At 44.3% G+C, this 26,239-nt stretch carries 22 protein-coding genes and 1 tRNA gene; 13 read left to right on the top strand and 10 right to left on the bottom strand.

What is annotated here, in order from left to right:
* Positions 1–39 precede the first annotated feature (39 nt).
* The 4 genes from OPS28_RS03425 to OPS28_RS03410 all read left to right on the top strand — a co-directional run bounded on the left by OPS28_RS03425 (position 40) and on the right by OPS28_RS03410 (position 2,469).
* Positions 40–115 (top strand) — tRNA-Thr (locus OPS28_RS03425).
* A gap of 151 nt (positions 116–266) precedes the next feature.
* Positions 267–752, top strand: a complete 486-nt coding sequence (locus OPS28_RS03420; protein ID WP_265608033.1) for a copper chaperone PCu(A)C — start codon at positions 267–269, stop codon at positions 750–752.
* Positions 753–872: 120 nt separating this feature from the next.
* Positions 873–1,346, top strand: a complete 474-nt coding sequence (locus OPS28_RS03415) for a Dps family protein (RefSeq protein WP_265608032.1) — start codon at positions 873–875, stop codon at positions 1,344–1,346.
* A gap of 13 nt (positions 1,347–1,359) precedes the next feature.
* The gene (locus OPS28_RS03410; protein ID WP_265608030.1) at positions 1,360–2,469 is read left to right on the top strand and encodes a PQQ-dependent sugar dehydrogenase; all 1,110 of its coding nucleotides are present in this window, start codon (positions 1,360–1,362) and stop codon (positions 2,467–2,469) included.
* A 764-nt stretch (positions 2,470–3,233) separates the two neighbouring features.
* Here the strand turns inward: OPS28_RS03410 and OPS28_RS03405 are convergent.
* The 4 genes from OPS28_RS03405 to OPS28_RS03390 all read right to left on the bottom strand — a co-directional run bounded on the left by OPS28_RS03405 (position 3,234) and on the right by OPS28_RS03390 (position 6,916).
* Complete coding sequence (locus tag OPS28_RS03405; protein ID WP_265608029.1) at positions 3,234–3,722, bottom strand: NYN domain-containing protein; 489 nt, start codon at positions 3,720–3,722, stop codon at positions 3,234–3,236.
* A gap of 77 nt (positions 3,723–3,799) precedes the next feature.
* Positions 3,800–4,000: a hypothetical protein gene (locus OPS28_RS03400; protein ID WP_265608028.1), complete on the bottom strand. Its 201-nt coding sequence runs from the start codon at positions 3,998–4,000 to the stop codon at positions 3,800–3,802.
* Positions 4,001–4,453: 453 nt separating this feature from the next.
* Positions 4,454–6,532 carry a S9 family peptidase gene (locus tag OPS28_RS03395; protein WP_265608027.1) on the bottom strand — a complete coding sequence of 693 codons (2,079 nt, stop codon included), beginning with the start codon at positions 6,530–6,532 and terminating at the stop codon, positions 4,454–4,456.
* A 33-nt stretch (positions 6,533–6,565) separates the two neighbouring features.
* On the bottom strand, positions 6,566–6,916 hold the full coding sequence (locus OPS28_RS03390) for a DUF962 domain-containing protein (protein WP_265608026.1): 351 nt from the start codon (positions 6,914–6,916) through the stop codon (positions 6,566–6,568).
* A 163-nt stretch (positions 6,917–7,079) separates the two neighbouring features.
* On the opposite strand from OPS28_RS03390, the gene trxA reads away from it, so the two are divergent.
* From trxA to OPS28_RS03360, 6 genes are all read left to right on the top strand, one after another.
* Positions 7,080–7,940, top strand: a complete 861-nt coding sequence (gene trxA / locus OPS28_RS03385) for a thioredoxin (protein WP_265608024.1) — start codon at positions 7,080–7,082, stop codon at positions 7,938–7,940.
* A 28-nt stretch (positions 7,941–7,968) separates the two neighbouring features.
* A complete protein-coding gene (locus OPS28_RS03380; protein ID WP_265608023.1) occupies positions 7,969–9,138 on the top strand; it encodes an aminotransferase class V-fold PLP-dependent enzyme in 1,170 nt (389 codons plus the stop codon).
* Positions 9,138–9,323 (top strand): DUF2065 domain-containing protein, encoded by a 186-nt coding sequence (locus tag OPS28_RS03375; protein ID WP_265608022.1) that lies wholly within the window; start codon positions 9,138–9,140, stop codon positions 9,321–9,323. Before OPS28_RS03380 ends, OPS28_RS03375 begins: the two co-directional genes overlap by 1 nt.
* Positions 9,324–9,427: 104 nt before the next feature.
* Positions 9,428–10,726 carry an adenylosuccinate synthase gene (locus tag OPS28_RS03370; RefSeq protein WP_265608021.1) on the top strand — a complete coding sequence of 433 codons (1,299 nt, stop codon included), beginning with the start codon at positions 9,428–9,430 and terminating at the stop codon, positions 10,724–10,726.
* A gap of 114 nt (positions 10,727–10,840) precedes the next feature.
* Positions 10,841–12,241 carry an aldehyde dehydrogenase family protein gene (locus OPS28_RS03365; protein ID WP_265608020.1) on the top strand — a complete coding sequence of 467 codons (1,401 nt, stop codon included), beginning with the start codon at positions 10,841–10,843 and terminating at the stop codon, positions 12,239–12,241.
* 17 nt (positions 12,242–12,258) lie between these two features.
* Positions 12,259–12,675 carry a VOC family protein gene (locus OPS28_RS03360; RefSeq protein ID WP_265608019.1) on the top strand — a complete coding sequence of 139 codons (417 nt, stop codon included), beginning with the start codon at positions 12,259–12,261 and terminating at the stop codon, positions 12,673–12,675.
* A 44-nt stretch (positions 12,676–12,719) separates the two neighbouring features.
* Here the strand turns inward: OPS28_RS03360 and ggt are convergent, their stop codons facing one another.
* Complete coding sequence (gene ggt, locus OPS28_RS03355) at positions 12,720–14,405, bottom strand: gamma-glutamyltransferase (protein ID WP_265608018.1); 1,686 nt, start codon at positions 14,403–14,405, stop codon at positions 12,720–12,722.
* Positions 14,406–14,719: 314 nt separating this feature from the next.
* On the opposite strand from ggt, the gene OPS28_RS03350 reads away from it, so the two are divergent.
* A complete protein-coding gene (locus tag OPS28_RS03350; protein ID WP_265608017.1) occupies positions 14,720–16,567 on the top strand; it encodes a glycoside hydrolase family 3 protein in 1,848 nt (615 codons plus the stop codon).
* Between the two features lie 59 nt (positions 16,568–16,626).
* Here the strand turns inward: OPS28_RS03350 and OPS28_RS03345 are convergent, their stop codons facing one another.
* Genes OPS28_RS03345 through OPS28_RS03335 form a run of 3 tightly spaced genes read right to left on the bottom strand, consistent with a single transcriptional unit; the run spans position 16,627 to position 22,259 of the window.
* Positions 16,627–19,464, bottom strand: a complete 2,838-nt coding sequence (locus OPS28_RS03345; RefSeq protein WP_265608016.1) for an FAD-binding and (Fe-S)-binding domain-containing protein — start codon at positions 19,462–19,464, stop codon at positions 16,627–16,629.
* Positions 19,465–19,472: 8 nt separating this feature from the next.
* Positions 19,473–20,639, bottom strand: coding sequence for an exo-beta-N-acetylmuramidase NamZ family protein (locus OPS28_RS03340; RefSeq protein WP_265608015.1), 1,167 nt, complete (start codon positions 20,637–20,639; stop codon positions 19,473–19,475).
* 42 nt (positions 20,640–20,681) lie between these two features.
* A complete protein-coding gene (locus tag OPS28_RS03335) occupies positions 20,682–22,259 on the bottom strand; it encodes a sodium:solute symporter (protein WP_265608014.1) in 1,578 nt (525 codons plus the stop codon).
* Positions 22,260–22,391: 132 nt separating this feature from the next.
* Here OPS28_RS03335 and alr point away from each other — a divergent pair, with 132 nt between their 5' ends.
* Entirely contained in the window at positions 22,392–23,465 is a 1,074-nt protein-coding gene (gene alr / locus OPS28_RS03330; protein WP_265608013.1) for an alanine racemase, read from the top strand.
* 4 nt (positions 23,466–23,469) lie between these two features.
* Here the strand turns inward: alr and OPS28_RS03325 are convergent, their stop codons facing one another.
* The gene (locus OPS28_RS03325) at positions 23,470–24,453 is read right to left on the bottom strand and encodes a GGDEF domain-containing protein (RefSeq protein ID WP_265608012.1); all 984 of its coding nucleotides are present in this window, start codon (positions 24,451–24,453) and stop codon (positions 23,470–23,472) included.
* Between the two features lie 214 nt (positions 24,454–24,667).
* Here OPS28_RS03325 and OPS28_RS03320 point away from each other — a divergent pair, with 214 nt between their 5' ends.
* Entirely contained in the window at positions 24,668–25,558 is an 891-nt protein-coding gene (locus OPS28_RS03320; RefSeq protein WP_265608011.1) for a BadF/BadG/BcrA/BcrD ATPase family protein, read from the top strand.
* Positions 25,559–25,573: 15 nt separating this feature from the next.
* Here OPS28_RS03320 and OPS28_RS03315 read toward each other — a convergent pair whose 3' ends face one another.
* Positions 25,574–26,215, bottom strand: a complete 642-nt coding sequence (locus OPS28_RS03315; protein WP_265608010.1) for a YitT family protein — start codon at positions 26,213–26,215, stop codon at positions 25,574–25,576.
* Positions 26,216–26,239 lie beyond the last annotated feature (24 nt).

Raw genomic sequence — 26,239 nt, 5'->3', positions numbered from 1 at the left:
AGTAAAAAGTAAAAAGTAAGAAGTAAAAAGTATTAGTGTGCCGACTTAGCTCAGTTGGTAGAGCAACTGACTTGTAATCAGTAGGTCGCCAGTTCGATTCCGGCAGTCGGCACCATTTTAATTTTACGTTTTGCTTTGTTCCTTTCGATACCCCATTGTTTTACTGCTCTCTAATTTTGTTTGCCTCTATCCCAAAATATTAGCTGTACCAATTGGCATGTTACTTTGCTAACGTAGTATTTCCTCAATTTGACTAAGAAAAAAAGATGATGAAATTACGTATTTTAGTGGGGCTGTTTTTAATCGGTGTGGTCAACTTTTCAGCACTAGCGGCTGATAAAATTAACGTAACTGACGCTTATGCCAGGGCGACGTTTGCCATGGCGACCACTGGAGCCGTTTACTTAACCCTGCAAAATCACAGTTCAGAGCAGCGAACGCTGACTTCAGTATCTGTCGATAAATCACTGGCCGATGATGCGCAAATTCATACTACCCAAATGATGGGCGAAATGGTTAAAATGCGCGAAGTAAAGGAAGGCGTAAAATTACCCTCTCATCAAAACGTATCTTTCATGCCCGGCGGGCATCATATAATGTTATTAGGGCTTAACCGGCCACTCAAAGAGGGGGAAAGTATCAATCTTACTTTGCTATTTGATAACGGTGCTACTAAAGACATACGTGCCACTATTCGAAAGACAAATGGTAAGGACTCTCAGGCAGAACATCACAGCCATGCCCATCATTAAAAATTAAAGCTGTGTTAATTACGTGGCTTAGGTAATCCAAAATTAACTTCTGCGTATATTAAATATGTACTATTCGGGGCGGATTCGCCCTGTTTTTGTTTAATTAACATGGAGTAATGCATGAGTAATATTGATATCGGTATTTCTGAAAATGACCGCAACCAAGTTGCAGATGGTCTCAAAAACCTGTTAGCAGATACTTACACGCTGTATCTTCAAACGCACAACTTCCATTGGAACGTTACAGGTCCGCAGTTTCGTGAACTACATTTGATGTTCGAAGAACATTATGTCGAGCTAGCAGAAGCCGTTGATGACATCGCTGAACGCATCCGCACACTCGATATTGCTGCTCCGGGTACCTACAAAGCTTTTGTCGAGTTAAGTTCGATAGAAGAAGTGGACGGAGTACCTGAAGCAACCGAAATGGTGCGCTTACTTACTCATGGTCATGAACAAGTAGTTAAAACGTGCAGAAAAGTGTTGAAAGTAGGCCAGGACGCTGATGACGAGTCCACGGTAGCGCTGGTATCGGACCGTATGCGTGTACACGAAAAAACGGCCTGGATGTTACGTGCATTAACCCAGAAATAAGAAAGGAAATATTTTGAACACAACTACCACGTTCGGACGCATAGCTGCGCTCACTCTTCTTGTCGGCTCATCTTCGGCACATGCCGCCGATTCGGTTAATTTACAGGTTAACGAATTGGCATCGGGTCTTAATCATCCCTGGGGTATGACGTTTCTCCCGGACAACAGGTTGGTTATTACCGAGCGTGGTGGGTCAATTCAGATATATGATGCTAAAAACGGGTTAAGCGGAAATCTGGAAGGTGTTCCAGATGTCGCTGCAAATAATCAGGGCGGTATGTTAGATATTCTTGCCGATCCTGATTTTGCCAACAACCATACTTTATATTTCTGCTACAGCAAACCTGGCGATGGGGGAAGTAGCTCGGCAGTAAGACGCGCCAAATTGGAAGGTGAGAAACTAGTAAATGGGGAAGATATTTTTATCGCCAAACCTCTGATTGACAACGGCTTTCACTTTGGCTGTCGATTGGGCTTTGATGCACAAAAAAACCTGTATATCACCTTAGGCGATCGCTACAAGTACATGCAGGAAGCGCAAAACCCTGATAATCATTACGGCACAATTGTTCGTGTTCGCGCTGACGGCAGTGTCCCAGAGGATAATCCATTTACAGAGGGTAAAGCCCCCGAGGTATTTAGTTACGGGCATCGCAATGTACAAGGACTTACTGTGCACCCAAAGACGGGGGATATATGGGCAATGGAGCATGGGCCTAAAGGTGGTGACGAAGTAAATAAGTTGGGCAAAGGGAAAAATTACGGTTGGCCAGTCATAACCTATGGTGTCGATTATAGTGGCGAGATTATTTCTGATAAAACTGAGCAGGAAGGAATGGAACAACCTGTTATTTATTGGGACCCTTCCATTGCACCCAGCGGTATGACCTTTTATTACGGTGATAAATTTAAAGAGTGGGAAGGCGATTTACTTGTGGGTGCCCTTAAATTTACCCACCTGCGTCGAATTGAGATGGACGGCGATAATCCTGGAAAGGAGCATGAATATTTGCGCGACCGTAACCAGCGTATTCGCGATGTTGAAGTGGGGCCGGATGGCTTGATTTATCTACTTACTGATGAAGCGAATGGTAAGTTGCTGCAAGTTTCACCGAAGGGTTAGCTAAATCGGTCGATATTTTTAGGTATTCGTGGCCTGCGTCACGATGGCGCCCCGTATGCTATAACAATGGCGCAAAAAAAGGATGGATAGCGCTATTTTATGTACGAAAGAGTTTTTGTTAATTACACCACGTGGTTGCAGCGATAGCTGCAACCCCCGAAATATAGCTAGCCTTCAATAATTGTGGCCCTTTCAGTATTAGCTTTTACAACTTTATATTTGGATTCGGGTCATGTTCGAATCCAGTTAAAAAAATCAGTTCTGCAGTCAAATAGAATTGCGTACTAAAAAATCTAGTAGCCCTTAAGATGGGGCGGAGATAAGGCTAATGAATTTGAGCTACTGATTTGCATATTCGTATTGAAAGGTCAAAAGGTGTAAAGGTGTAAAAACCAAACTGCACAGACACGTTATGACGCATATATTGTGAACATACCGTAAGTGATGCCAAATCGGAAATAATATGTACTCGCTAAATGAAAGAGTATCCAAGGATTTCCAAACCAATCTTTGAATAGGGTTGTGGTGTTACTTCTAAGGGTAAAACCCTACCTCATTCTCATTAAAACGGCCGACCCTAATGCACTGTTCTTTCATTGAGCAAAAATCCCCTTAACTGAGGTTGGGTATAAAGATTTTTTCTTTCAACATGGTACATTGTAGGCAAGTACAATGTACGACTGTTCCACTGTAATTGCTACGTTCAAACTACTTAAACGAGCGGTTGATGTACGCTTTCAACATCGACTTCTTTAATTAACATGTTAACTAAGTAAAAGGTTATTATCGATTTCTATATACTGACTAGCAGCATTAACCAAGCTTGTTGCTGTTAGCGCAGGCACGCCGTAGACATCTACCTCTACACCTTTACCTGACTTAAGCCTTTCGACCAATATATCAAAGTCACCATCGCCGGAGACAAGAACCACTTTGTCTACATCGTCCGAATAATCCATCACATCAATGGTAATGCCTACATCCCAGTCGCCTTTTGCACTGCCGTCAGCGCGTTGAATAAACGGCTTTAATTTTACCTCAAAGCCGATAGCTCGTAGAATATTTTGGAATTCTTGCTGTTTTTTGTCTCCGCGGTCTACAGCGTAAGCAAAGGCTTTAACAATTTCATACTGTGAAGAAATGAGTCGCCAAAACTTATTGTAGTTAAAGTTTTGTTTGTACGCTTGTCTTGTCGTGTAGTAGATGTTTTGAACGTCGACAAATACAGCTACTCTTGGTTTTATTATATCCATAGCAACTTTTTTCCTTTGACTTAAAATTTTGATCTAAACGATGTTAGCTATGAAGGATATAATTAATCGCCGCTGCGCTAAGAAAAATATGCGTCATATTGCAAACCTAACGAGGGCAAAATAGCGATAACGAATCCAGCTGTCAAACACACATGCAGGATAGAACTCGTCTGGAATAGGTTGGCTGAAGCTCGTCCATCGGTATGGCCCCCCTTCCAAGCGCGCTGCAAAATGAATAAGCCATGCCTAGCGACATACAGAATACGCAAGTAAGTCATGCCGCCACCCAGTTAACTCCTGGTCATCTATTGCGCCCAATGAACCTATAATAGCCTCATGGACATCAAGTCTCGGTGAACGGCTTACTTTATAGCAGATGCCGCCCTTTACTGGTCTCATTATTGACGATGAATAGTTCCCTACTCTTATTATTACTTTTTACTTATTACTTATTACTTATTACTTATTACTTATTACCTATTGTATTGTGTTAAATAGCCGGTGCGTATAGATATGCCGACAGGTACTCCGCACCCTTACTACTTCACACTTCACACTTCACACTTCACACTTCACACTTCACACTTCACACTTTACTCTGAAGCTGAAGAATAAAGTGTTTGGCCAATCGTTGTACCAGCGGCCCGGGCTGCAAGTGTATCGACCATTCAGGTCAAGAAGGACAGTACAAGGTGTTAATGCTAAAAAGCGCCCCTTAGGGCGCTAACTCATTAATGTGCAGTTGCCGTTTCGCTTTGGTTGGTAGCTTCTTTATCCTGGTAGCGCTCAAACCATGCCAGGATATTGCCTACTTTTTGAATTAGGCGTGAAGGTTTGCTGGCAATTCCATGAGGAGCGCCTGGAATTCTCACCATAGCCGCGTCTACGCCTTTTAAGCGTAATGCCTGGTAAAACTGCTCTGACTCACTAATGGGGGTGCGGTAGTCAGCTTCACCCGTTAACATTAGCGTTGGCGTGGTTACATTACCAACGAGGGAAAGAGGCGAGCGCTTCCATAACTGGTCCGCAATATTCCACGGCATATCAGGCATCCAGTATTGGCTGAAGAAGGGGTAAGCATCGGCAGTTAACGTAAAACTCATCCAGTTGATCACGGGCTTGGCAACCACAGCCGCTTTAAATCGATCTGTTTTACCGATAGACCACGCAGTAAGTACGCCACCACCAGAACCGCCAGTAATAAACAAGTTATCGGCATCCACATTTCCCTTGGCTATCGCTGCATCTACCACATCCATCAAGTCGTTGTAGTCCTGAGAGGGATAATTGTGATGAATAAGGTTCCCAAAGTCCTCACCATAGGAACTACTACCGCGAGGGTTAGACCATACCACCATGTAACCTTTGGAGGCCATCAACTGTACTTCCATTGAAAAGTGGGGGCCATAGGCGGCGTGCGGTCCCCCGTGAATTTCTAAAATAAGTGGATAATTTTTATTGCCGTCAAAATTCGGCGGATAGGCCACCCAGGCATCAATTTTTCGCGCGTCAACTGATGACTTTACTTCAAGCGGTTTCACTTCTGCTAAGGTAAGATGGCCCAGCGCATCACTGTTTAAATCGGTAAGTACTGTATGTTTATTATTCCCTGCTTTTATCAGCGCCAAATCTGCAGGCTTATTCATGTTGGCGAGGGTGAAAGCAATATCACCGTTTTTGTTAATAGCGAAGTCGCCAGAGGTATAAGGTCGGCCCATCGACTGACCACCTAAAGTCACAGCAATCTTATCAATGTTGCCAGTCAAATCCGCATCCGCAATTCTGTGCTCACCGTGATCAAGATAAGAAAATATAATGCCCTCGCTATCCGGTTTCCAGTAAAAATCTTGTATAGCGCGATCGAAAGATGAAGTAATTCGCATGAATTCGCCAGATGCAAGATCTAACACCATCACATCTGCATTTTGATAAGAAAGCTTTCTATCATTTAGTTGTTTAAACGCGAGTTTTTTACCGTCTGGACTTAATTGAGGCGAATATTCCGGCCCCTTCATACTCGTGATTTGGGTAATTTCTCTAGTGTTAATATTGACCTGATAGAGATCTGACGAAAGAGGATTCAGCGCATAATCTTCTGTACGATTCGCTGCAAAGTAAATCGATTTGTTATCCGGGGCGAATGCCAGCGAACCTGAACTAGGAAAATCCCCAATAGTTAGTTGCCTTGGTGTTCCGCCTGTTACGGGAAGAATATAAAGCTGCTTATGTCCACTTGGTAGATACCCCGCGCCGTCAGACCGGTAATGGGTTCGCTCGATAAATTTTGCACTATCTGCCCACTTCGCGCCCTTTGGTTTATGTGGCATGCCAGTGAATAACGACTTTTCTTTAGCTTGCGTGAACATACTGAATGCGAGCGATTTACTGTCGTGAGACCAGGTTACATTCGATGGACTAAAGGGCAACGTCGCTATTTTCGCATGCTCGCGGGAATCAAAATAATAGAGATAAATTTGAGAGCCCGATACATAGGCTAATGTATTCCCATCCGGCGAGAGCGTTGCCTGGCTGATACTGTCTTTCTGCGCAATGAGTGGGCGGTGTTTTTTTCCACCCAGTGATACCTGCCACAGTGCGGTGTGGACGCGGTCATTCATAATATCCATTGAGCGACGTTCATAAATAACGTTTTTTCCGTCGTGAGTGAACAGTATTGAACCAGGGTATTCAAGGTTAAATGTATCTTCATATTGCAAGGTAGTGGGAAGCGTGGTTGCTTCCTCTTGTGCTGTCGCACCTATACTGCAGGTTACTGCTATAAATAATGGTGCGCACCATGAATATCGCATTATCGTGTTTCTCCTTTTACATGCATTGTTCGGCTAGTTATTGTTATATCCAGAAGAGGTCGTTGATTTTTTTAAACTCACCCGGCCTAGTAAAATATCTTTAAACATCACCCAGTCGCCAATAAAGCTATAAAGCGGGTAGCGAAAGGTTGCTGGCTTATTTTTTTCGAAGAAAAAATGGCCCACCCAGGCAAAGCCATAGCCGATTAATGGAAGCAGCCATAAAAGCCCCCATCTCTGGGTAACTAATGATGCAATCAATACAACCAAAACGAGGGTCGAGCCAATAAAGTGTAACAAGCGGCATGTAGGATGGTTATGTTCATTCAAATAGGAGGGATAAAATTCACTAAATGTTTGGAATTGCTCTTCAGTTGTATTCATTTAAAAACCCCTTTAACTATTTAATCTAACATAGCATTAACATAATCACTAGAACAGGGCAGCTGCTTGCCCTGGTGTAATGAGTAAGAAAATGTAACATTGTTGTTTTTCTTACGGTGTACCCCATATACACTGTCACGATTGCACGAAAAAGGCAGAACAAATGGACAATTTAGTCGCAAACAATATTGTTGATATTACGCTTGAGAACTTCCAACAAGTTATCTTGCAAGAGTCCCGGGAAAAAATGGTATTGGTCGACTTCTGGGCTGAGTGGTGTGAGCCATGCAAAGATCTAATGCCAATTTTGGAAAAAATTGCCGGTGAATATCCAGACAGTATGATTCTGGCCAAAGTGGACTGTGAACAGCAACAAGAGGTGGCTGCACAGTTTGGCATTAGAAATCTGCCTACGGTAATGGTGGTTAAAGATGGCCAACCCGTCGATGGTTTCGCAGGGGCGCAAACTGAGACTCAAATTCGTGAAATGCTTGCCAAATACCTTCCGCAGCCAGAAGACGAATATCTAGAGAAAGCAATGCAAGCTATTTCTCAAGGTGATTATCAAGGCGCGTTCCCCTTGGCCAAACAGGCGTTTGAACTCGGTGAAGATAATCTCGAAGCCAAACTTCTTTATATAGACTGTATGATCGAAACAGGTTCTATTAACCAGGCAAAAGAGTTGCTCGCAACAATCAAGATGGTTGAGCAGGATAATCGCTTTCACGCGCTTAACAGCAAAATTGAATTAGCCGAGCAGGCTTCGCAAAGTCCAGAAATGCAGAAACTAAAAGAGGCTGTGGAACAAAACCCCAATGATTTGCAATTGAAAGTGGATTTAGCTGTTCAACTACAGCAGGCTCATAAGGCCGACGAAGCATTAGAGCTGTTATATCAGGTTTTACTGGAAGATCTAAACTTTGGCGATGCGAAGAAAATAATGTTGGATATGATTAATGCACTCGCTGATGGTGATGCGTTGAAGTCGTCTTATCGCCGTAAAGTGTATAGCTTGCTTTATTAATCACACTGCGCAAACAATGGGGATTCGGATGTATCAACAATTTTACCAACGTTTTTTAAAAGCGAATCAAGGTAAACAGCATTACTCATGTCATAGCCATTATTTTTGGCCCGATGTAACCCGTGATGCGATGCTGGCCTATTGGGATGATAGCGCTAAGTGGGTGGACGATAAATGGAGTCACTTCTTTAAAGATGTGGTGCCATGTGTGCAGCGACACATTTCACATACGTTAGGCACAGATTACCCAGAACAAATTGTTTTTGCACCGAATACCCATGAGTTTGTGTTTCGCATTTTGTCCTGTCTTGATTTGGCGGCGACACAAACTATCGTAACTACGGACAGTGAGTTTCATAGTTTTAACCGGCAAATTAACCGACTTGATGAGATGGATAATATTGAAGTAGTGCGTGTGCCGACTCAGCCATTTGCAACCTTCAACGAACGTTTTATCAATGCGATTCAACAGTGCAAACCAAATTTAGTTTTCTTCAGCCAGGTGTTCTTTAATTCAGGCTATAGCGTGCAGAATATTGATACAATCGTTGAAGCAGTGAAGGATGAAGACACCTTAATTGTAATTGATGGCTATCACGCGTTTATGGCGCAGCCAGTAGATATCAGTGCAATTCAGCAGCGCGTATTTTATTTGGCGGGGGGGTACAAGTATGCGCAAAGCGGTGAAGGTGTGTGTTTTGCTCATGTGCCACCTAATACAACACTACGGCCTGTATATACGGGGTGGTACGCTGAATTCGGGGCGTTGGAAAAGCGAAAAGATAGCAATGTTCAGTACAGTGATGACGGCATGCGTTTTGGCGGGGCCACGATGGATTTTTCGGGGCTTTACCGTATGCGCTCGGTATTTGAGTTGTTGCTTAGCGAAGGGATCAGTGTGGGCGATATTCATGCTCATGTAAAAAGTATCCAACACGCATTTTTGTTTGCTCTGGATAAACTCAATCACCATTTGGTTAATCGCGATGCGTTGTTAGTTAAATCGTTAAAACAAAGCGGCCACTTTCTTACCTTTTCTATGCCAGATGATGATATCACTGCGAGATTAGCGGCTTTTCTGAAAGAACATGGTGTATTAACTGATTATCGTGGCGACCGCCTTCGGTTTGGATTCGCCCTGTATCACAACGCAGATGAAATAGATTTAACCTGCCTAAGTAACTTTAAGGAAGGTTGATGGAATGGATATGGCCCGCACTGGCTATAGTGTGCATTATTGAAGGCTTAGGTCCTTTAATTATGCCGAACCGTTGGCGCCTGTATTTGTTAGAAGTCAGTCAGCAACCAACGAACACCCTACGTCAGATAGGGGGCGTATTGGTGGTAACTGGAGTGGTCAGCTTGCTGTTTTTAAGCCGCTAGTTATAAGGCAGGTTTAATTTGCATTAAAATTGTACATAAAGGGGGTGATCACTAAGGCACATTTTTGGTAGAATCCCCGCCTAATTTTTTTACACTTCTGATCCATGGCAAAAAATGTAGTCGTACTCGGCACCCAATGGGGTGACGAGGGTAAAGGCAAGGTCGTTGACCTTCTCACCGATCGAGCGAAGTATGTGGTGCGCTATCAGGGTGGCCATAACGCTGGTCATACGTTAGTTATTGATGGCGAAAAAACCGTTCTCCACCTTATTCCTTCTGGTATTCTTCGTGACAATGTTACCTGTATTATAGGTAACGGCGTGGTGCTCTCTCCAGAAGCACTCATGAAAGAAGTATCCATGCTGGAAGAGCGCGGTGTTCCTGTTCGTGAACGGCTGAAAATAAGTGAAGCTTGTCCACTTATTTTGCCTTACCACATAGCCTTAGATGTGGCACGAGAAAAAGCCCGCGGTAGCAAAGCTATTGGTACGACTGGGCGTGGTATTGGGCCTGCGTATGAAGACAAAGTTTCGCGCCGAGGCTTGCGTGTAGGGGATTTATTCAATCCTGATGACTTTGCCGCCAAACTAAAGGAAGTATTAGCCGTCCATAATTTCACACTGACACAATATTACGGTGAAGAAGCGGTAGACTTTGACAAGACGTTAGAAGATGCGCTTGCTGTGGCTGATATTCTGAAAGCTATGGTAGTCGATGTAACAGATGAGTTAGATAAAGCTCATCAGGCTGGCTTGCCCATTATGTTCGAAGGGGCGCAAGGTACGTTACTGGATATTGACCACGGCACATACCCTTATGTTACTTCGTCCAATACTACCGTTGGTGGTGTCGCCACCGGCGCTGGCTTTGGCCCGTTACGGTTAAATTATGTGCTGGGTATCGTAAAAGCTTACACTACACGGGTGGGGTCTGGGCCGTTCCCGACCGAATTAGATTGTGATGTGGGTGAGCACCTGGGCGTTAAAGGTCATGAATTTGGTGCTACTACCGGCCGCAAACGTCGTACAGGATGGTTTGACGCGGTTGCCATGAAACGGGCCGTACAAATTAATTCTATAACGGGTTTCTGTTTAACCAAGTTAGATGTCTTGGATGGTCTTGAGACCTTGAAGATTTGTGTAGGTTATAAAGACGCAGAGGGCAATATCAAAGATGTTCCACCTATGGCTGCAGACGGTTATGATTTAATTACCCCTGTATATGAAGCTATGCCCGGCTGGAGTGAAAACACCTTTGGGGTTACCGAATACGATAAGCTTCCCCAAGCGGCGAAAGATTATATTGCGCGACTTGAACAACTTACGAGTGTACCAGTGGATATCATTTCAACTGGCCCTGATCGTAACGAAACTATCGTACTTCGTCACCCATACGACGCATAATCTCCAAGCTCTTCCAGCACCCGCTGGAGGAGCTTTCTATTCAACCCACTTTTTCTTCATTATTTCCCTGATATACTGATAGTCCCATTTCGCCATAAGTATATCGGTAACGCTATGACCGTTTCTTCTGTTCCGTCGTTTCAAATCAGCAAAGCTGGTGATATTCAACAGTCACTTAGAAGCTGTTTTTTTACGGGTAAAACGCGCGCTTTATCATGGCGTAAACAACAGCTAGGACAATTGAAAAAGCTATTGGACGAAAACGAAAAAGAAATTTTTTCAGCCCTGGCAAGCGACTTAGGTAAATGTCAGACTGAGTCTTGGCTTGGCGAATTCGGCTTTTTACAGAACGATATTAAGCATACCCTGGCCCATTTGAAAAAATGGAGCGCACCGCGCAAGGTATCTACACCATTAATAGCACAACCCGGAAAAAGTTACTTACATGCAGAACCGTTAGGTACAGTACTCATAATTGGTGCGTGGAACTACCCTTTACAATTGTTGTTAGCCCCTTTCATCGCGGCAATAGCGGCAGGAAATTGTGCCGTATTGAAACCTTCTGAGCTGGCTGAAGCCACCTCCTCCTTGATTGCCAAACTCATCCCCAAATACATGGATACAGATGCTGTGCAGGTGGTTGAAGGGGGGAAAGATGAAACCACTGAGTTATTGGCTCAGCAGTGGGATCATATTTTCTATACGGGTGGCGAGCAAGTGGGCAAGGTCGTTATGCGAGCGGCGGCTGAACACCTAACCCCCGTTACGTTAGAGTTGGGTGGCAAAAGCCCCTGTATTGTAGACGGCGAAACGGACTTGCGCACCACGGCTAAGCGAATTGTTTGGGGTAAATGGATGAACGCCGGGCAAACCTGTATTGCACCAGACTATATTTTGGTTGAACAATCCTTAAAAGACGCCTTGATTGCTGAACTAAAGAAGGTGCTAAAAAAGCAATATGGTGATAACCCATTAGACAATAATGACTACGGGAAAATTATTAACCAACGTCATTTCCTTCGGCTTGTAAACTACCTAAATGATGCAAAGATAGTCTACGGTGGAAATAAAAATGAGCAACAAAACAAACTAGAACCCACACTTGTTGAAGTAGCGGATGATACTCATCCATTGCTTCAGGAAGAAATATTCGGTCCCATTTTACCAATTGTCACGGTAGAAAAAATTGAGAATGCAATTGGCTATATTAATCAACGGCCGAAACCGCTAGCTCTCTATTTGTTTACTAAGCGAAAAGAGTTTGAACACCAAGTGCTTGCACAAACCAGTGCAGGTAGTGTTTGTGTGAACGATACCCTGATGTTTATGACAAATCCTGAATTACCCTTCGGTGGAGTAGGCAATAGCGGAATGGGTAATTATCACGGTAAAGCGGGTTTTGATACTTTTAGTCATTTGAAAAGTATAATGAAGCGTTCATTTAAGTTCGATGTGCCAGTGCGTTACGCGCCGTTTAAAAAATGGAAACTGGCGGTATTGAAGAAGTTAGCTTAACTCATAGGTAAGTAGCGATGCCCCAACCGTTTCATTTAGCCATTCCAGTAGATGATTTATTAGCAGCAGAAGAGTTTTACGGTGGCCTATTAGGCTGCGATAAGGGAAGAAGCAGTGAGCATTGGATTGACTGGGACTTTTTTGGTCATCAACTGGTCACTCATTTAGTGAAGTCCATGCCATCGCTTCCTGAATTCAATAGGGTGGATAATCATCAGGTGCCCGTGCCGCATTTTGGGGTTGTACTGACTATGCAGCAGTGGCGAACACTCGCCACCCGTCTGGAAGATGCGCACATCGCATTTGTCATCAAACCCTATATCCGATTTAAAGATCAACCAGGTGAGCAGGCAACAATGTTCTTTATTGATCCGGCAGGGAATGCTTTGGAATTCAAAGCATTCGCCTCAATCGATCAGTTGTTTGCTACCTGATATTGATTAGCAGTCATAGGTGACGACAGAAGACGCTAATTTTATCAATTTTTACGATTATCTATTTCTATCACCAGACTTCGTCCCCGGCCGTTTTCTTCTGATGCGGCTTCCAAACCCGTTGCGGTGCGCTTAATTAATTGCAGATCACCGAATCGACGTTTATCTAATACATACCCCATATCACTCAGTTCTTTTAACGTTGTTTCGTCAAACCCCTGATGAACACGAATGGTGTCTTTAGGCAATAATTGATGATGGAAACGCGGCAGGTTCACCGCCTGATCTGCGTCTAAATTAAAATAAAGTGAAGACAAGATAGATTGAGCAACGGATGAAATAATGGTAGTACCACCGGGCGAACCTGTAACCAGCTTCACAGTATCACCCTTCAGCACAAGGGTGGGAGTCATAGAAGAAAGCATCCGCTTGTGAGGCTGAATTTCATTCGCTTTTCCACCCACTGCGCCAAAGAAATTTGGTACGCCGGGTTTAGCGCTAAAATCATCCATCTCATCATTTAACAAAAAGCCAGCGCCATCTACTACTACACCGCTTCCAAAACTCAAATTAATAGTAGTGGTGTTAGCAACAGCATTGCCCCACTTATCAACTATCGAAAAATGGGTAGTATCTTCACTTTCTTGCAAACCAGGTCTAATTGATTCTGTTGCAGAAATAGCGTTTAAGCTAATTTCTGCTGCACGAGATTGAATGTACTCATCGTTAATAAGCTTGGTCTGCGGCACGTTAACAAAATCGGGATCGCCCATATATTGGGCACGATCAGCAAATACCCGTTTGCTGATCTCTGCCATAAGATGGAGGTACTCAGCGCTATTGTGTTCGAGCTTTTCAAAATCATCCGCCCGTTGTGCAAACATTCCCAAAATCTGAGCAACCGCTACGCCTCCTGAACTAGGGGCCGGGGAGGTGACTACCTGATAATCCTGCCACTCAATTATGAGAGGCTCGCGCCACGCTGCTTCGTAATTCTTTAAATCAGCTTCGTTGATCAGCCCATTATTGTGTTGCATATAGGTGTTTATAAGCTGAGCGGTTTTTCCGTCATAAAATCCTGCGCGTCCATCCTCTTGAATGCGCCTAAGCGTGCTCGCCAGTTCTGGCTGACGAAAAGTTTCGTTCGCTTTCATGTGACCGAAATATCGATCAAAATTACTCGCCAACTTTTTATCCGCTAATTTCTTTTGATACCACACAACGTTGTCCGCTAATGCCTGTGGTACTTTAAAGCCTTCTTCTGCCAGAGTTACAGCGGGTTGTAAAAGACGTGCCCATGGTAACGTACCGTAACGATTGTGAGCGGCCCACATGCCTGCAACCGTGCCGGGGACGCCTGCTGCGCGTGCTCCGTATAGGGAGTCATTTGTTTTGACGTCTCCGTTTTCATCAAGGTACATATCGCGGGTGGCATTTTCAGGCGCCATCTCTCGATAATCCAGAAACGACGGCTCACCGTCCATCAGTAACGTCATAAAGCCACCGCCGCCAATATTACCTGCTTCCGGTAAAGTAACCGCCAGTACGAATTGTGCAGTAATAGCCGCATCAACCGCATTGCCCCCTTCTAACAGCACGTCCATCGCGGCTTCTGCACTGAACGTATCAGGCATCGCAACCGCGTGTTCTTCATATAGGAGAGTTTTTGAATCATTAGCAGCACAGCTGGTAAGAGTTAATGCAAACAAAAAGGGTGCAAATAAGCGCATAAAATTATTCAATCCTGATTAAGCTGGTAACAAATAAATCACTAACGTTAGTCCACTCGCCCTTAATTCATGCAGCAGTGGTTTCTCAATGCGAGTGAGGGAGCTCTCACTACAGCATTTGCATATACAGTAATAGCAGTGTGGTGGGATGATATACATCCTTTGCATAGAATCTCCTGGCACTCGAATAGATATAATTGCTATTCTGGCCAGGTTTATTGACCACGAAGACCTGAGCGCTCAAGTCATCATACTGTCATACAATTAAGTTTGAAACCTTGCGTGACTAAATTTCATTTAACAAGCAGAGAGTAATGAAGCCATTATCGTTTGTCATTTCCACTTTAGTTTTACTTTTACTTTTATTGTGTACAAAACAGGGTTTAGCGAACAGCTCAGAAGAAAGCTACGAGCATATGATTGGTCAAAAAATCATGCTGGATTTTCGTTATTATTGTGCTGAAAAAATATCCGGACGGCCATGTAACGAGCCTGTATTAGGTCTCACGGACGATGTGGCGGATATTCTAGTTACAGGGCAAATCGGTGGCGTTATTTTGTTTTCGGAGAATATCCAAAGCATTGAACAAGTGATTACGTTTATTTATGACATGCAAGCCCTAATGCAAAAGCACAGCTTGCCCCCTCTTTTTATCGCTGTCGATCAAGAAGGTGGCAGGGTAGCCCGCTTCCCGGATCAGATCACAACGCGTTTTGTTGGCAATATGGCCATAGGTGCCACATTTGAAAAATTTGGTACTGAATATGCTACCTCTGTAGCTGCTGGAATCGCACAGGCAATGAATTTATTGGGGGTAAACGTCAACTTTGCCCCCAATGTTGATGTAAACGTAAATCCCGCTAACCCGGTGATCAATGTGAGAAGTTATGGTGAGTCGCCCGCCGTAGTGGCTGAGCTAGGATTGGCAACGGTAAGGGCCTTTCAACAACAACATCTAATCAGTGCGATTAAACATTTCCCGGGGCACGGAGATACCCATGTAGACAGTCATTCAGGGCTACCCCGTGTAGATCATACTCGTACAGAGATTGAAGCCAAAGACATTTTTCCCTTCCGGACTATTATTGGCAGTAAAACCCCGCCGGCTATGGTAATGAGTGCGCATATTCAATACCCGGCGCTTGACGATAGCGAAATAATGTCAAAGACGGGGAAAAAAACCATCGTTCCCGCCACGCTTTCTCGGAAAATTCTCTATGACTTACTTCGGAAAGACTTATCGTTCGAGGGTGTTATTGTAACAGATGCACTAGACATGCAGGCAATTTCACAGTTTTTCACCCAGGCCGATGCCGCGTTACATGCATTTAAAGCCGGGGCTGATATCGCGCTCATGCCTTACATGATAAGAACGAAGTCTGACATTAAAGGTTTTTGGAAATGGCAGCAGCGACTTGTCCAAGCGTTAAGGTCAGGTAAGCTGGACAAAACAGAATTGTTAGAATCTGCCTCGCGCATCAAAAAGCTAAAACAACAATTTGAGGTCGGACGCATCTTAAATGAATCAAAGAAAGAAAGAATTAAACAAGCTAAAGATTTGTTGCCTATAGAAGCCAATAAAAAGCTTGAAAAACAACTCGCCAAACATTCTATTACGCGCTTAACTGATAATGACATATTGCCGCTATCAGAAAAGCAGGGTTGGGAAGTAGTTATGCCGGATAAAGCCAGATGTGATGCATTTATCCGCAGTGTCAAAAAAAGCAGTAGCGCGGTTAAAATTAATTGTACAAGTTTGGCTGCAATTCCAGCAGAGCCAATTCACGTATCCAAAAACAAAGTACTTGTTGTCGGCGATATTACCCCTTTGCATTCAGCCTACGAGATGGGGGGGATGGATCCCACAGACGTGCTGATAAAACGGGCGAGTAACCAACAACAACACGAATGGATATTGTCAACTATGCAGAATGCGAGAGCCAATAATGTTCCCGTTATTTTCGTAGCCTTGCGAGCGCCCTATATTGTTTCTGACTTTGCGCCTTACATTGATTCAGCTTTGGCTACCTATGGTTACAATGTTGAAGTACGCAACAACGTTGCTTCAGGTGCTGTGTATGAATCAATAGTAGAGGTTTTACTGGGCACGACCGAGCCGAAGGGACAACTACCAGTAACGGTTGAACTTCATTCTAAGTGACAAAAAGACGATAATATAGGAACCAATTTGTATGGTAGATCCCTAAGACGTAAAACTATCTACTTACTGACTTCATCGAGTAAATAGGCAACATGGGAAAATTCAATGCCGCTATAGCGGCTTAAACCTATTTCACAGCTGCGGTTGTTACTCACGCCGCGACGACAACTTGCGATGTCCGTTTCTTTAATTGGTGCTAATGCAGATTCATTTAATTCAGGAAGCCAAAACCCTTTTTCTCCTGCAAAACCGCAGCAACTGATTTCATCTACTTCAATAATCCTATCAACACACAACTGAGTAAGCTGTCTCAACATATCTGCTTGTTTGTTTCTTTTAGTCGAGCACGTTGTGTGTAATAGAACCGTTTCATTTAAAGGAACAATTTGGAGTTTGGGGACCACGTGCTCAAGCAAAAAAGCACTGAGCTCCCAATAAGATTGCCCACTTAGCTTAAACTGCAGCGCACATGAACTGGCATCTGTTAAAACAGGGTACTCTTTACCCGAATTCAAATGATGAATAGACTGCGATGTCTGGTTGTTCTTTTTGTCTGCAAGTTCAGCATAGCCTTTTGATTGCCAGGGTTGTCCACAACATAAGTTGTCGGAATCCTCTGGAATAATAACCTGGATGCCCGCCTTATTCAGCAGGGACGTGACCACGTATTGTAAAGGTAATTGCTGCTTATTGGCTGCAAATACACGCGTTGGGCAACTGGGTAAGTAGATGACCTTTTCATCGAATTGAACCGATTGACAATGTTTGGAAGATGCGCCTGATGGCGTTGTATCAAGCCAAACAGGAATGCGTTTACCAGTGAACCTATTCATCTTGCGGCTCACTTTTTCAAGTTTAGCGGGTGAGATGATATTGCTAACAGAGCGAGCGAGTGATAATGAGGTGCGGACAGCTTGTGTAACAACGGGAAAATGATGCATGGACAAGCGACCAAACCATGCATTTGTATTGCGTCGCCTGCGCAGATCTCGCACCCAGTCTCCAGTATCTATGTCCACCGGACAGGCAGATGCGCACATTCCTGTAGCTGCGCAGGAATCTACCCCTAAATATTGAAACGCTTTTTCTACCTGCTGTTTTTCGCCGACCTCAAGGTGGGTAGCTCGCCGCATTAGCGCGATTCGCTGACGGGGCGTCAAGGTTAAATTTTTGGACGGGCAACTGGGTTCACAAAATCCGCATTCAATACACGCGTCGACCTTGTCATCCACTTGAGGAAGTGCTTTCAAATGTGTCAGATGTGCATTCGGATTATCATTAAGAATGACGCCTGGATTAAAAATGCCTGACGGATCGAGTAAAAATTTGATTTTACGCATTAAATTGACGCTTTGCTGGCCCCATTGGTTGGATAAAAAAGGGGCCATGTTGCGACCAGTTCCATGCTCTGCCTTTAATGTGCCATCATATTTTATAGTAATGAGTTCAACCACCGCATCCATCATTGCCTGATAGCGTAATACTTCTGCTTGTGTGTCGAAGCGTTGGGTAAAAACAAAATGCACATTACCATCCAACGCATGACCAAAAATAATCGCTTCAGGATAGTTGTGCTCCTCGAATAAATTGTTAAGATCATTCAGCCCCTCAGCAAGTTGCGCTAAAGGTAAAGCGACATCTTCAATGATAACGGTGGTACCAGTTTTTCGCACCGCACCTACCGCTGGGAACAAGCCTTTACGAATGGCCCATAGCCTCTCAATGGTGTCTATCTCACTGGTAAACTCGCAGATAGGCCTTGCTACTGCCGTGGCTTCAAGTAATCCTTCAATAGCTTTCTTATTCACAGCCAATGAATTATCGCAATCAGCACCAATCTCGATTAATAATGCGACCTCTCCATCTGCGATAGGCTTAACTGTAAATGAGGTAAGTAAATGTTGGACTGCGCGCAAAGCTCTGGTATCCATCAGTTCAACCGCGTTAACGCTAAGCGCCTGAAGCCGGGCGGGAAGAGCACATGCCTGAGTCAGCGATGGAAATAAATAAAGTGCCACACTGCGGTGCGCGGGTATGGGAATGGTGTGATAAGTAATATTGGCAATAAAACCGAGTGTGCCTTCCGAGCCAATCATCAAATGCGTTAGCATGTCCAGTGGATCATCAAAATCCAGCAGCGCGTTGATCCCGTACCCCATGGTGTTTTTAAGCCTGAACTGGTGGCGAATAAGTTCACATTGAGGAGGGTCTGTTTGTAACTCGTCACTTAATTGTTTTAATTCGGCTAGCAATGGCGCCTGGGACGCCCTGAACTGCCGAGTGCTCTGCGGATCATCGGTTATAACCTCGCTACCATCGGCGAGGATTAGATGCATTGCCGAAAGCGTGTGATAACTATTGTGCTTTATTCCACAACACATGCCTGAGGCGTTATTTGCAGCAATACCACCAACTTTACATGCGTTGATAGAGGCTGGATCAGGGCCTATTTTCCGGCCGTAAGGGGCGAGCAGTCGATTAGCCCGAGCGCCAATGACACCGGGTTGTAATGCGATTCTAAGGCCATCTTCCAGCACTTTGCCAATTTGCCAGTCGGGGGTCAGCATTATTAGTACGGAATCAGTAACCGCTTGCCCTGATAAACTTGTTCCTGCTGCTCTGAATGTAAGCGCAATCGCGTATTTCTGTGCCAGCGAGATCACTTGCCGCATTTGTTGGGGGGTGGCAACGTGTAGAATGAGGCTTGGCGTTAACTGATAAAAACTGGCGTCGGTACTAAAGGCTAATCGGCGAGCAAGGTCGCGAATAATTTGGGGTGGCGGCAATAATGCGTCAATAGCATCGTCAAACGCGGCTCGTTGGGCGGCTGGCAGCTGATGCAGCGACTTGGCGGAATTGAGGGGCACCATGGCGATGTTGTGCGTTCGGTCGGCCATATAGAATCTTATTGTACTGGATATAACAGGTATGGCTCGCGAAGCTGGTGAAACTTATCGAGATCATGTTGCCAACTGGTGCGTATGGTCATTTCATCCAGCCCTTGTTCAATCGCTTCACGCAGTGCATGAGTACCGGCCAACTTATCCATAAACCCAGGGCGGTCGAAAAACGTTTCACCTGCTTTTGTAAAACGCCTATGTGCTTCAATAAGATACGTTAGCTGCAACCCTTGCCGCGGGCTTTGGCGCAAGTCCTGAGCAAAAAGCCTTTTGCCTTCTAATTTAGGACTGATCGCAGCCGGCTGACTGATAGGCGTAACCGACATATGACCTAGTTTTACCCTGTCATGTCCGATTAACTGAAACGGATAGGGTGTGCCACGTCCTACACTGACAACGGTTGCTTCAAAAAAACACAGAGAAGGGTATAAGCTTACAGCTATGTCATTAGGTAAGTTTGGACTGGGAGGAACGGGCAGCGGATAAGGTTTAGTTTTATTGTAATCCGCTACTGGTATCACATGCAAAATCAGCTCTTCTGCCTGCTTAATCCATTGTTCACCTTTAATCATTAAAGCCAATTCGCCAACTGTCATTCCATGTAGTACGGGAATAGGGTGCATGCCTACAAATGATTGTTGTTTACTGTCCCGTATAGGACCGTCAACATATTTACCATTGGGGTTAGGTCTATCCAGAATAATTAAAGGAATGCCCTGTTCGGCAGCGGCTTCCATAACATAGTGCATAGTACTTATATAGGTATAAAAACGAGCGCCCACATCCTGAATATCAAAAACCAGAATATCTATGTTTTTAAGCATGGAGGGTGTAGGCTTTTTGGTTTCACCATACAACGAAAGCAATGGCAAATTATTCATGGGGCTAACCGAATCTTTAATTTTTTCACCGGCTGAGGCTTGCCCTTTAAATCCATGCTCAGGGCTATATATTTTACTAACGTTAACGTTCTGAGAAAGTAAGAAATTCACTAAGTGGCGCTCGCCTACCAGTGAAGTGTGGTTCACCACGACGCCGACGTTTTTACCCTTTAGGAGCGGCAGATATTGTTCAGGTCGCTCAGCTGCCACAGTAATGGCCCGTGCCCAGCTACTTACAAGCAATAAAAGTAAAAGTAAAAGTAAAAGTATACCTATTCCACTGTTCTTCATTCTTGGAATGCCATTATCTTGTTCTTAACAACTAATCTGTTTTTAGGTTTGCTTATCATAAACTTCGGCGCGTACGGTTTCGTTAAACGTAGGCTTGCCCAACCAGCATACGATAGTCGCAGTAACTGTGCCAATGATAAGTTGCCAGGTAAACGCTAAATCGAATTGCCATGATCTTGGATAAAAAGCAACAATATAAGGTTGCATCAACAATGGCGTGATAAAACCTACTAACAGGGCCAGGCCGACTGAACAATTATTTCCTCGTTTGGTAAATAAACTCACAAAGTAAACCCCCAAAAGGCCACTGTAAGAAAAAATCATAACGCTTAAGGCAAATTCAAGTAATGGCGTATCGCTGTATTGCTGCCAGTAAAAACACAAAAAAGCCATGCCGCCTAATGCTATTGCGACACATGTCATCGATAGACGTCCGGCCTTAACTAAATGCCGGGGCGTAGGCGTTATTCCCTTTTTTTGTTTTATGGGGGCATAGAAATCTTGTACGATCACGCTCGCCATCGAATTCAAGCCCGAGTTCAATGAAGAAAGCGCAGCCGCAATTATTCCTGTCGTGACCAATCCTTTTATGCCAGGTGGCAAATCCGTCAGTACGAAATACATAAATATGGTGACGGTCTGGCCTAAGTAGTATGGCGAATTAGCCGCTGATTGTGGAGATACGTGCTGGTAATACAGGTAAAGCAATAACCCAATCGTGATAAATAGAAACATCACGCCCGCGGTAACCAACACTGATAGAAAAAGCGCTTGCTGGCTGGCTTTACTATCTCGACAGGTTAGCAAGCGTTGGGTCATGTCTTGATCGAGGCCAAACGCAGCCACGTTCAGAAGAACCATGCCTAAAAGAATGTTAGGAAGTGAAAATACCTCTGCTGCACTTAAAGAAAAAGAGGGGTTAATAAGCTGAAGCTTTGAGCTACCTTCATCGGTTGGCTGAGCGAGTAAATCTACTATCTCATTGATAGGCAGCGAAAGCTTATTATATAGCACAACGATAACAGCAATGGCTGAGGTAGTGTAAACAGCAGCTTGCAAGGTATCAGAAAAAATTACGGAGCGAATCCCCCCGAGGACTGTATACATAAGCCCGCACATCACGATTAACCCTATTGAAAAGAGAATGTTGGTGGGGGCTATATCGGCAAATAGAATCATCGAAACGGCCAAAGCCGCGATATAAAGCCTTGCGCCACTGGCAAACACGCGTCCTTGCAAGTACATCAAGCCTGCATATTTTCGCGCTCCTGAACCAAACCGTTTATCCAATAATTCATAAACAGTGTAAACATTATGCAGATAAAACTGAGGTAACAAATAGCGACTGACTATAAGAGCCGCTATTAGCGCCGATAGCGTGGTAGAAAGGTACGTTAAGTCACTACGGTAACCCTGGTCTGGGCCACCTAAAAAAGTGGCGGCGGATTGCGAGGTAGCGAGTACGGAAATCGCTACTAACCCCAAAGGCATAGCGTGATCACCTAGAAAGTAGCTTTGGTTGGAGGCCTGATGACGATTAATTAACCAGCCACTGCTTACCAATAACAGAAGGTAAATTAAAAGTACTACGCCATCTAATGCGGAAAACTGATGAAACATAAGAAAATTAAGTGCTTATCTTCAGCATGTTATAGCATGTAATAAATTAAATAGATAACCGCACGGGGAATTTCCTTCTTTCGATAACATGTTACACTTTGGTTTATATCAAAAGAAACAGTATACATTCCATTGAGTAGACAGACTCGGGCAATTATTCACGCTGACGCGCTTATTCATAACTTTGAAGTTTTAGCAGCCTTATCCCCTGATAGTAACACTATCGCAGTGATAAAGGCGGATGCATATGGTCACGGTGCGGTGAATGTCGCCACAATCCTTACCGGACGTTGTCAGTGTTACGGCGTAGCTATATCAGAAGAAGCATTATTATTACGAGAAGCAGGTATTAACGAGCCAATCGTAATTTTTGAAGGGGCACACCAACAACAAGAATGTGAAAGAGCAGCTAGACTGAATTGTATTTTGGTCGCCCATAACTTTCAGCAGTTAGATTGGTTAATGGATACTCCAAAAGATCAACGTCCCCCAGTATGGATTAAAATTGACAGTGGAATGCATAGACTGGGCTTTGATCCCTCCCAGGTCGAATACATCATGTCCGAATATGCGGATTTGGTAACCGCTGAAACAGTGCTCGTTACTCACCTGGCATGCGCCGAAGACATCTCCAATACGTTTACCCAGCAGCAACTGGATGAATTTGCGCAGCTACAGCGGCGATATTCATTTAAATCAAGTATTGCGAATTCATCTGCAACCCTAGGGTGGCCTGCTTCTAGAGCAGCCTGGAACCGAATAGGAATAGCCTTGTTTGGTGGCGGCCCTTTACCTCAATTAAACGATATTCCACCCCTCAAACCTGCAATGACGCTGGAAGCATCAGTTATGTCATTACGAACCATCGCCCCCGGCGAATCCGTAGGTTATGGCCAAACGTGGATTGCGCAAAGAAAAAGCGTCATTGCCACCGTTAGTATCGGTTACGCGGATGGATATCCAAGACATTGTCCGAACGGCACGCCTACAGTAATTAGAGGTGAACGGGCGCCGCTTGTTGGGCGGGTATCGATGGATATGATCACCGTTGATGTAACCGATGTGCCCGCAACTCAATTAGGCGATAAGGTGGAGTTATGGGGCACACAGGTATCCATTGATGAAGTGGCAGAGCGGGCGGGAACGATCTCTTATGAGTTGATGACACGGATATCGCCGCGGGTGCCCCGAATTATTTCGAAGTAGCCATCTAAAAGGGGGCGTCGGAAGCAGCGCAAGTTGTATTACGTCCGGACGCTTTTGCTTTGTACAACGCAGTATCGGCTCGTTCAAGCCAATGCCATTGATTTTCGTCCAGTGCGTATTGTGCAACGCCGAAAGAGGCGGTCAGTGAGCACTCACTTTTTAGTTCGACTTCTTCTATAGCGCGTCGCAATGATTCCGCTAGAGTAATAGCTTCTTCTTGTGACGTATTTTCAGCCACCACGACGAACTCTTCCCCACCATAGCGGTACAATTTATCAGTTACGCGAATTCTATCGGCAATGGTCTGGGTAAATTTCTTTAATACCTGATCCCCGAAGCTGTGTCCGAAACGGTCATTAATAGATTTAAATTCATCTAGGTCGATTAAGAGTACTGAAGAAGATAGATTAGGGTAGCGTTTTATTGACTCGATTAATTCAATTAGTTTTTCTTCTAGCGCTCTACGGTTGCCCACACCCGTAAGCGCATCCTGCGTAGCCTGAATGGTTAATTCATCCTGTTGCTGGCGCATTCGGTAGGCAAACGCAAAACAAAATAGTGTAGTAGATCCTGTGGCAGTAAAAAATTGTAGCGTACTCACGCTGTCAAGTTCAGGCCAGAGGATAACCGTAATCCCTGATAAAAATACAATTGCGATGATTAAGGCCAATAGCGGAGTCAAAGCAAAAAATAGCGTGGTAAGAGCCGGGAACACCCACAAAATGTTTTGGTAACCTTTCAGGTAAATCGTGAATGTCATCACCACTACGGCTAAAAAGGCGATGACCCATCGGGCTATTGCCGTCCTACCAGTGAAGTACACGTATGCGAAAATTGTGCTAAGCCCTGCAAAAGCCGAGCTATTCAGCAATACCATTATCCATTCATTTTGTAGGAAACGAATAATGATGAAGGGCAAAATTCCCAAAGCAATTGAGCCACTTAAAACTAAGATGATAAATTCGTCATTACTTCTTTTTTTACTCATCGACTATCACTGCTAGCCACCTTTATACTAACACCCGTTTCATTCACATTGAATTTGCGTTTAATCAATCACAAATATTAATGCAATCGATTCCATGCGTGAAAGAAGTTTTATTCTTTACAACTCAGTAAAGTGTATATTCTGCTAAATGCAAATATTAAGATACTATATAAGCAACTAATTATTTGTTTTAGACGTGAATAGAGGACGAGGATTGGCGCATTCGGATACTTATTACGTGGGCATCGATGGTGGTGGTACACGTTGCCGCGCGAAAGTGTTTGACCAGACAGGACGGTGTCTCGGCCTAGCCGAGTCAGGAGGTGCTAACGTCGCATCGTCTATTGAAACGTCGAAACTGGCTTTAATTGATGTGATAAATAAAGTCTTAGTTGATGCTGGCCTCGAAAACACGGTTAACCTTAAAGAGGTGCACGTCGCTGGTGGCTTCGCAGGCGCAAATTTGCCTTCCGCGCATCAAGCGCTTAAGAACTGGCAGCATCCTTTTAAGTCTTTTAAATTCACTTCCGACTTGTACACCGCCATAATCGGTGCTCATACGGGGAAAGATGGCGCGCTGCTCATTGTCGGCACCGGATCTTGTGCCGCCTCTTGGCATAAGAATAAGCTGACACAATATGGTGGGCACGGATTTATACTTGGAGACAAAGGAAGTGGGGCGTGGCTAGGGAAACAGGCGGTCATCCATACCCTTGAAAGTCTGGATGGAGTATTACATTCTGCATCGTTTTCTCAACGTGTTTGTCAACATCTACAACTTTTTACTGCAGAAGACCTTACGGATAGGTTTCACGCGGCGCCTCCTGCGTGGTTCGGTGAGTTGGCTCCGTTGATCTTTCGGTTAGCGGAGGAAGGGGATAAAACCGCTCTTTCGGTTATAAAGGATGGCGCAAATTATCTCTCAAATATTGCGCGAAAGGCATTGGCAAATGGTGAAAGAAGGCTTGCTTTATGTGGAGGTGCGGCGAACTCAATCAGGCATTATCTTCATAAGGACGTCAGGGATACAATCGTGCCCATAGCACGTGGTCCCGAGTGGGCAGCTGTGCATCTCTTCTACCGGAATAAATGTCGATTAGAGTAAGATACTAATTCTATGTTAGCTACCCTGTGGCTGGGCATGAGGTAATTCCATTTCGTCTGATTTTTTTCCAACGAATGGATATCGTTCCGGTCTGTGGTTTAAAGATATAACCGTGTTTAGGCAGAGCGCTGCTAAAATAGAGATCAAAACCAGCGGCCAACTTATTGCGAACAAGGCACTACTTAAAATTACACTGTCGACACATAGTTGAAGCACACCCGCTCTTACACCCCATCGCTGTTGTAAATAAAAACTTAATATACCGATGCCGCCCAAACTTGAAGTATGCCTAAACATAATAAGCATACCCACGCCAATTAAAACACCCCCGAATATCGCAGCAAATAACGGGTTAACATGAGCGATATTGACAACTTGGGGAAGCCACTCACTTAGCACGGAAATTGTGGAAACGGTAATTAAGGTATTTACCGTAAATCGTTTACTGATTTTCGTCCACGACAAAAAATAGAAAGGTATATTGATTAGAAAAAATAACAACCCGAAATCGAAACTTGTGAAAAATGTACCTAATAATGCCAGCCCGGCAGCACCGCCAACCATGAGCTGCTGAGTCTGGAAAAGCACTAAACCAAAAGAGACAAAAAGGCCCGCGCAAAGCAATGCAAAAAAATCTTCAAACAGGCTGTGTTTCATCTGGGTGTCTACATCTCTACTAAG

Source organism: Alteromonas sp. ASW11-130, from assembly GCF_026183735.1.
GTDB lineage: Bacteria > Pseudomonadota > Gammaproteobacteria > Enterobacterales > Alteromonadaceae > Alteromonas.
The sequence above is the reverse complement of the archived record's forward strand: the minus strand, read 5'-3'. Positions and strand labels throughout refer to the sequence as shown.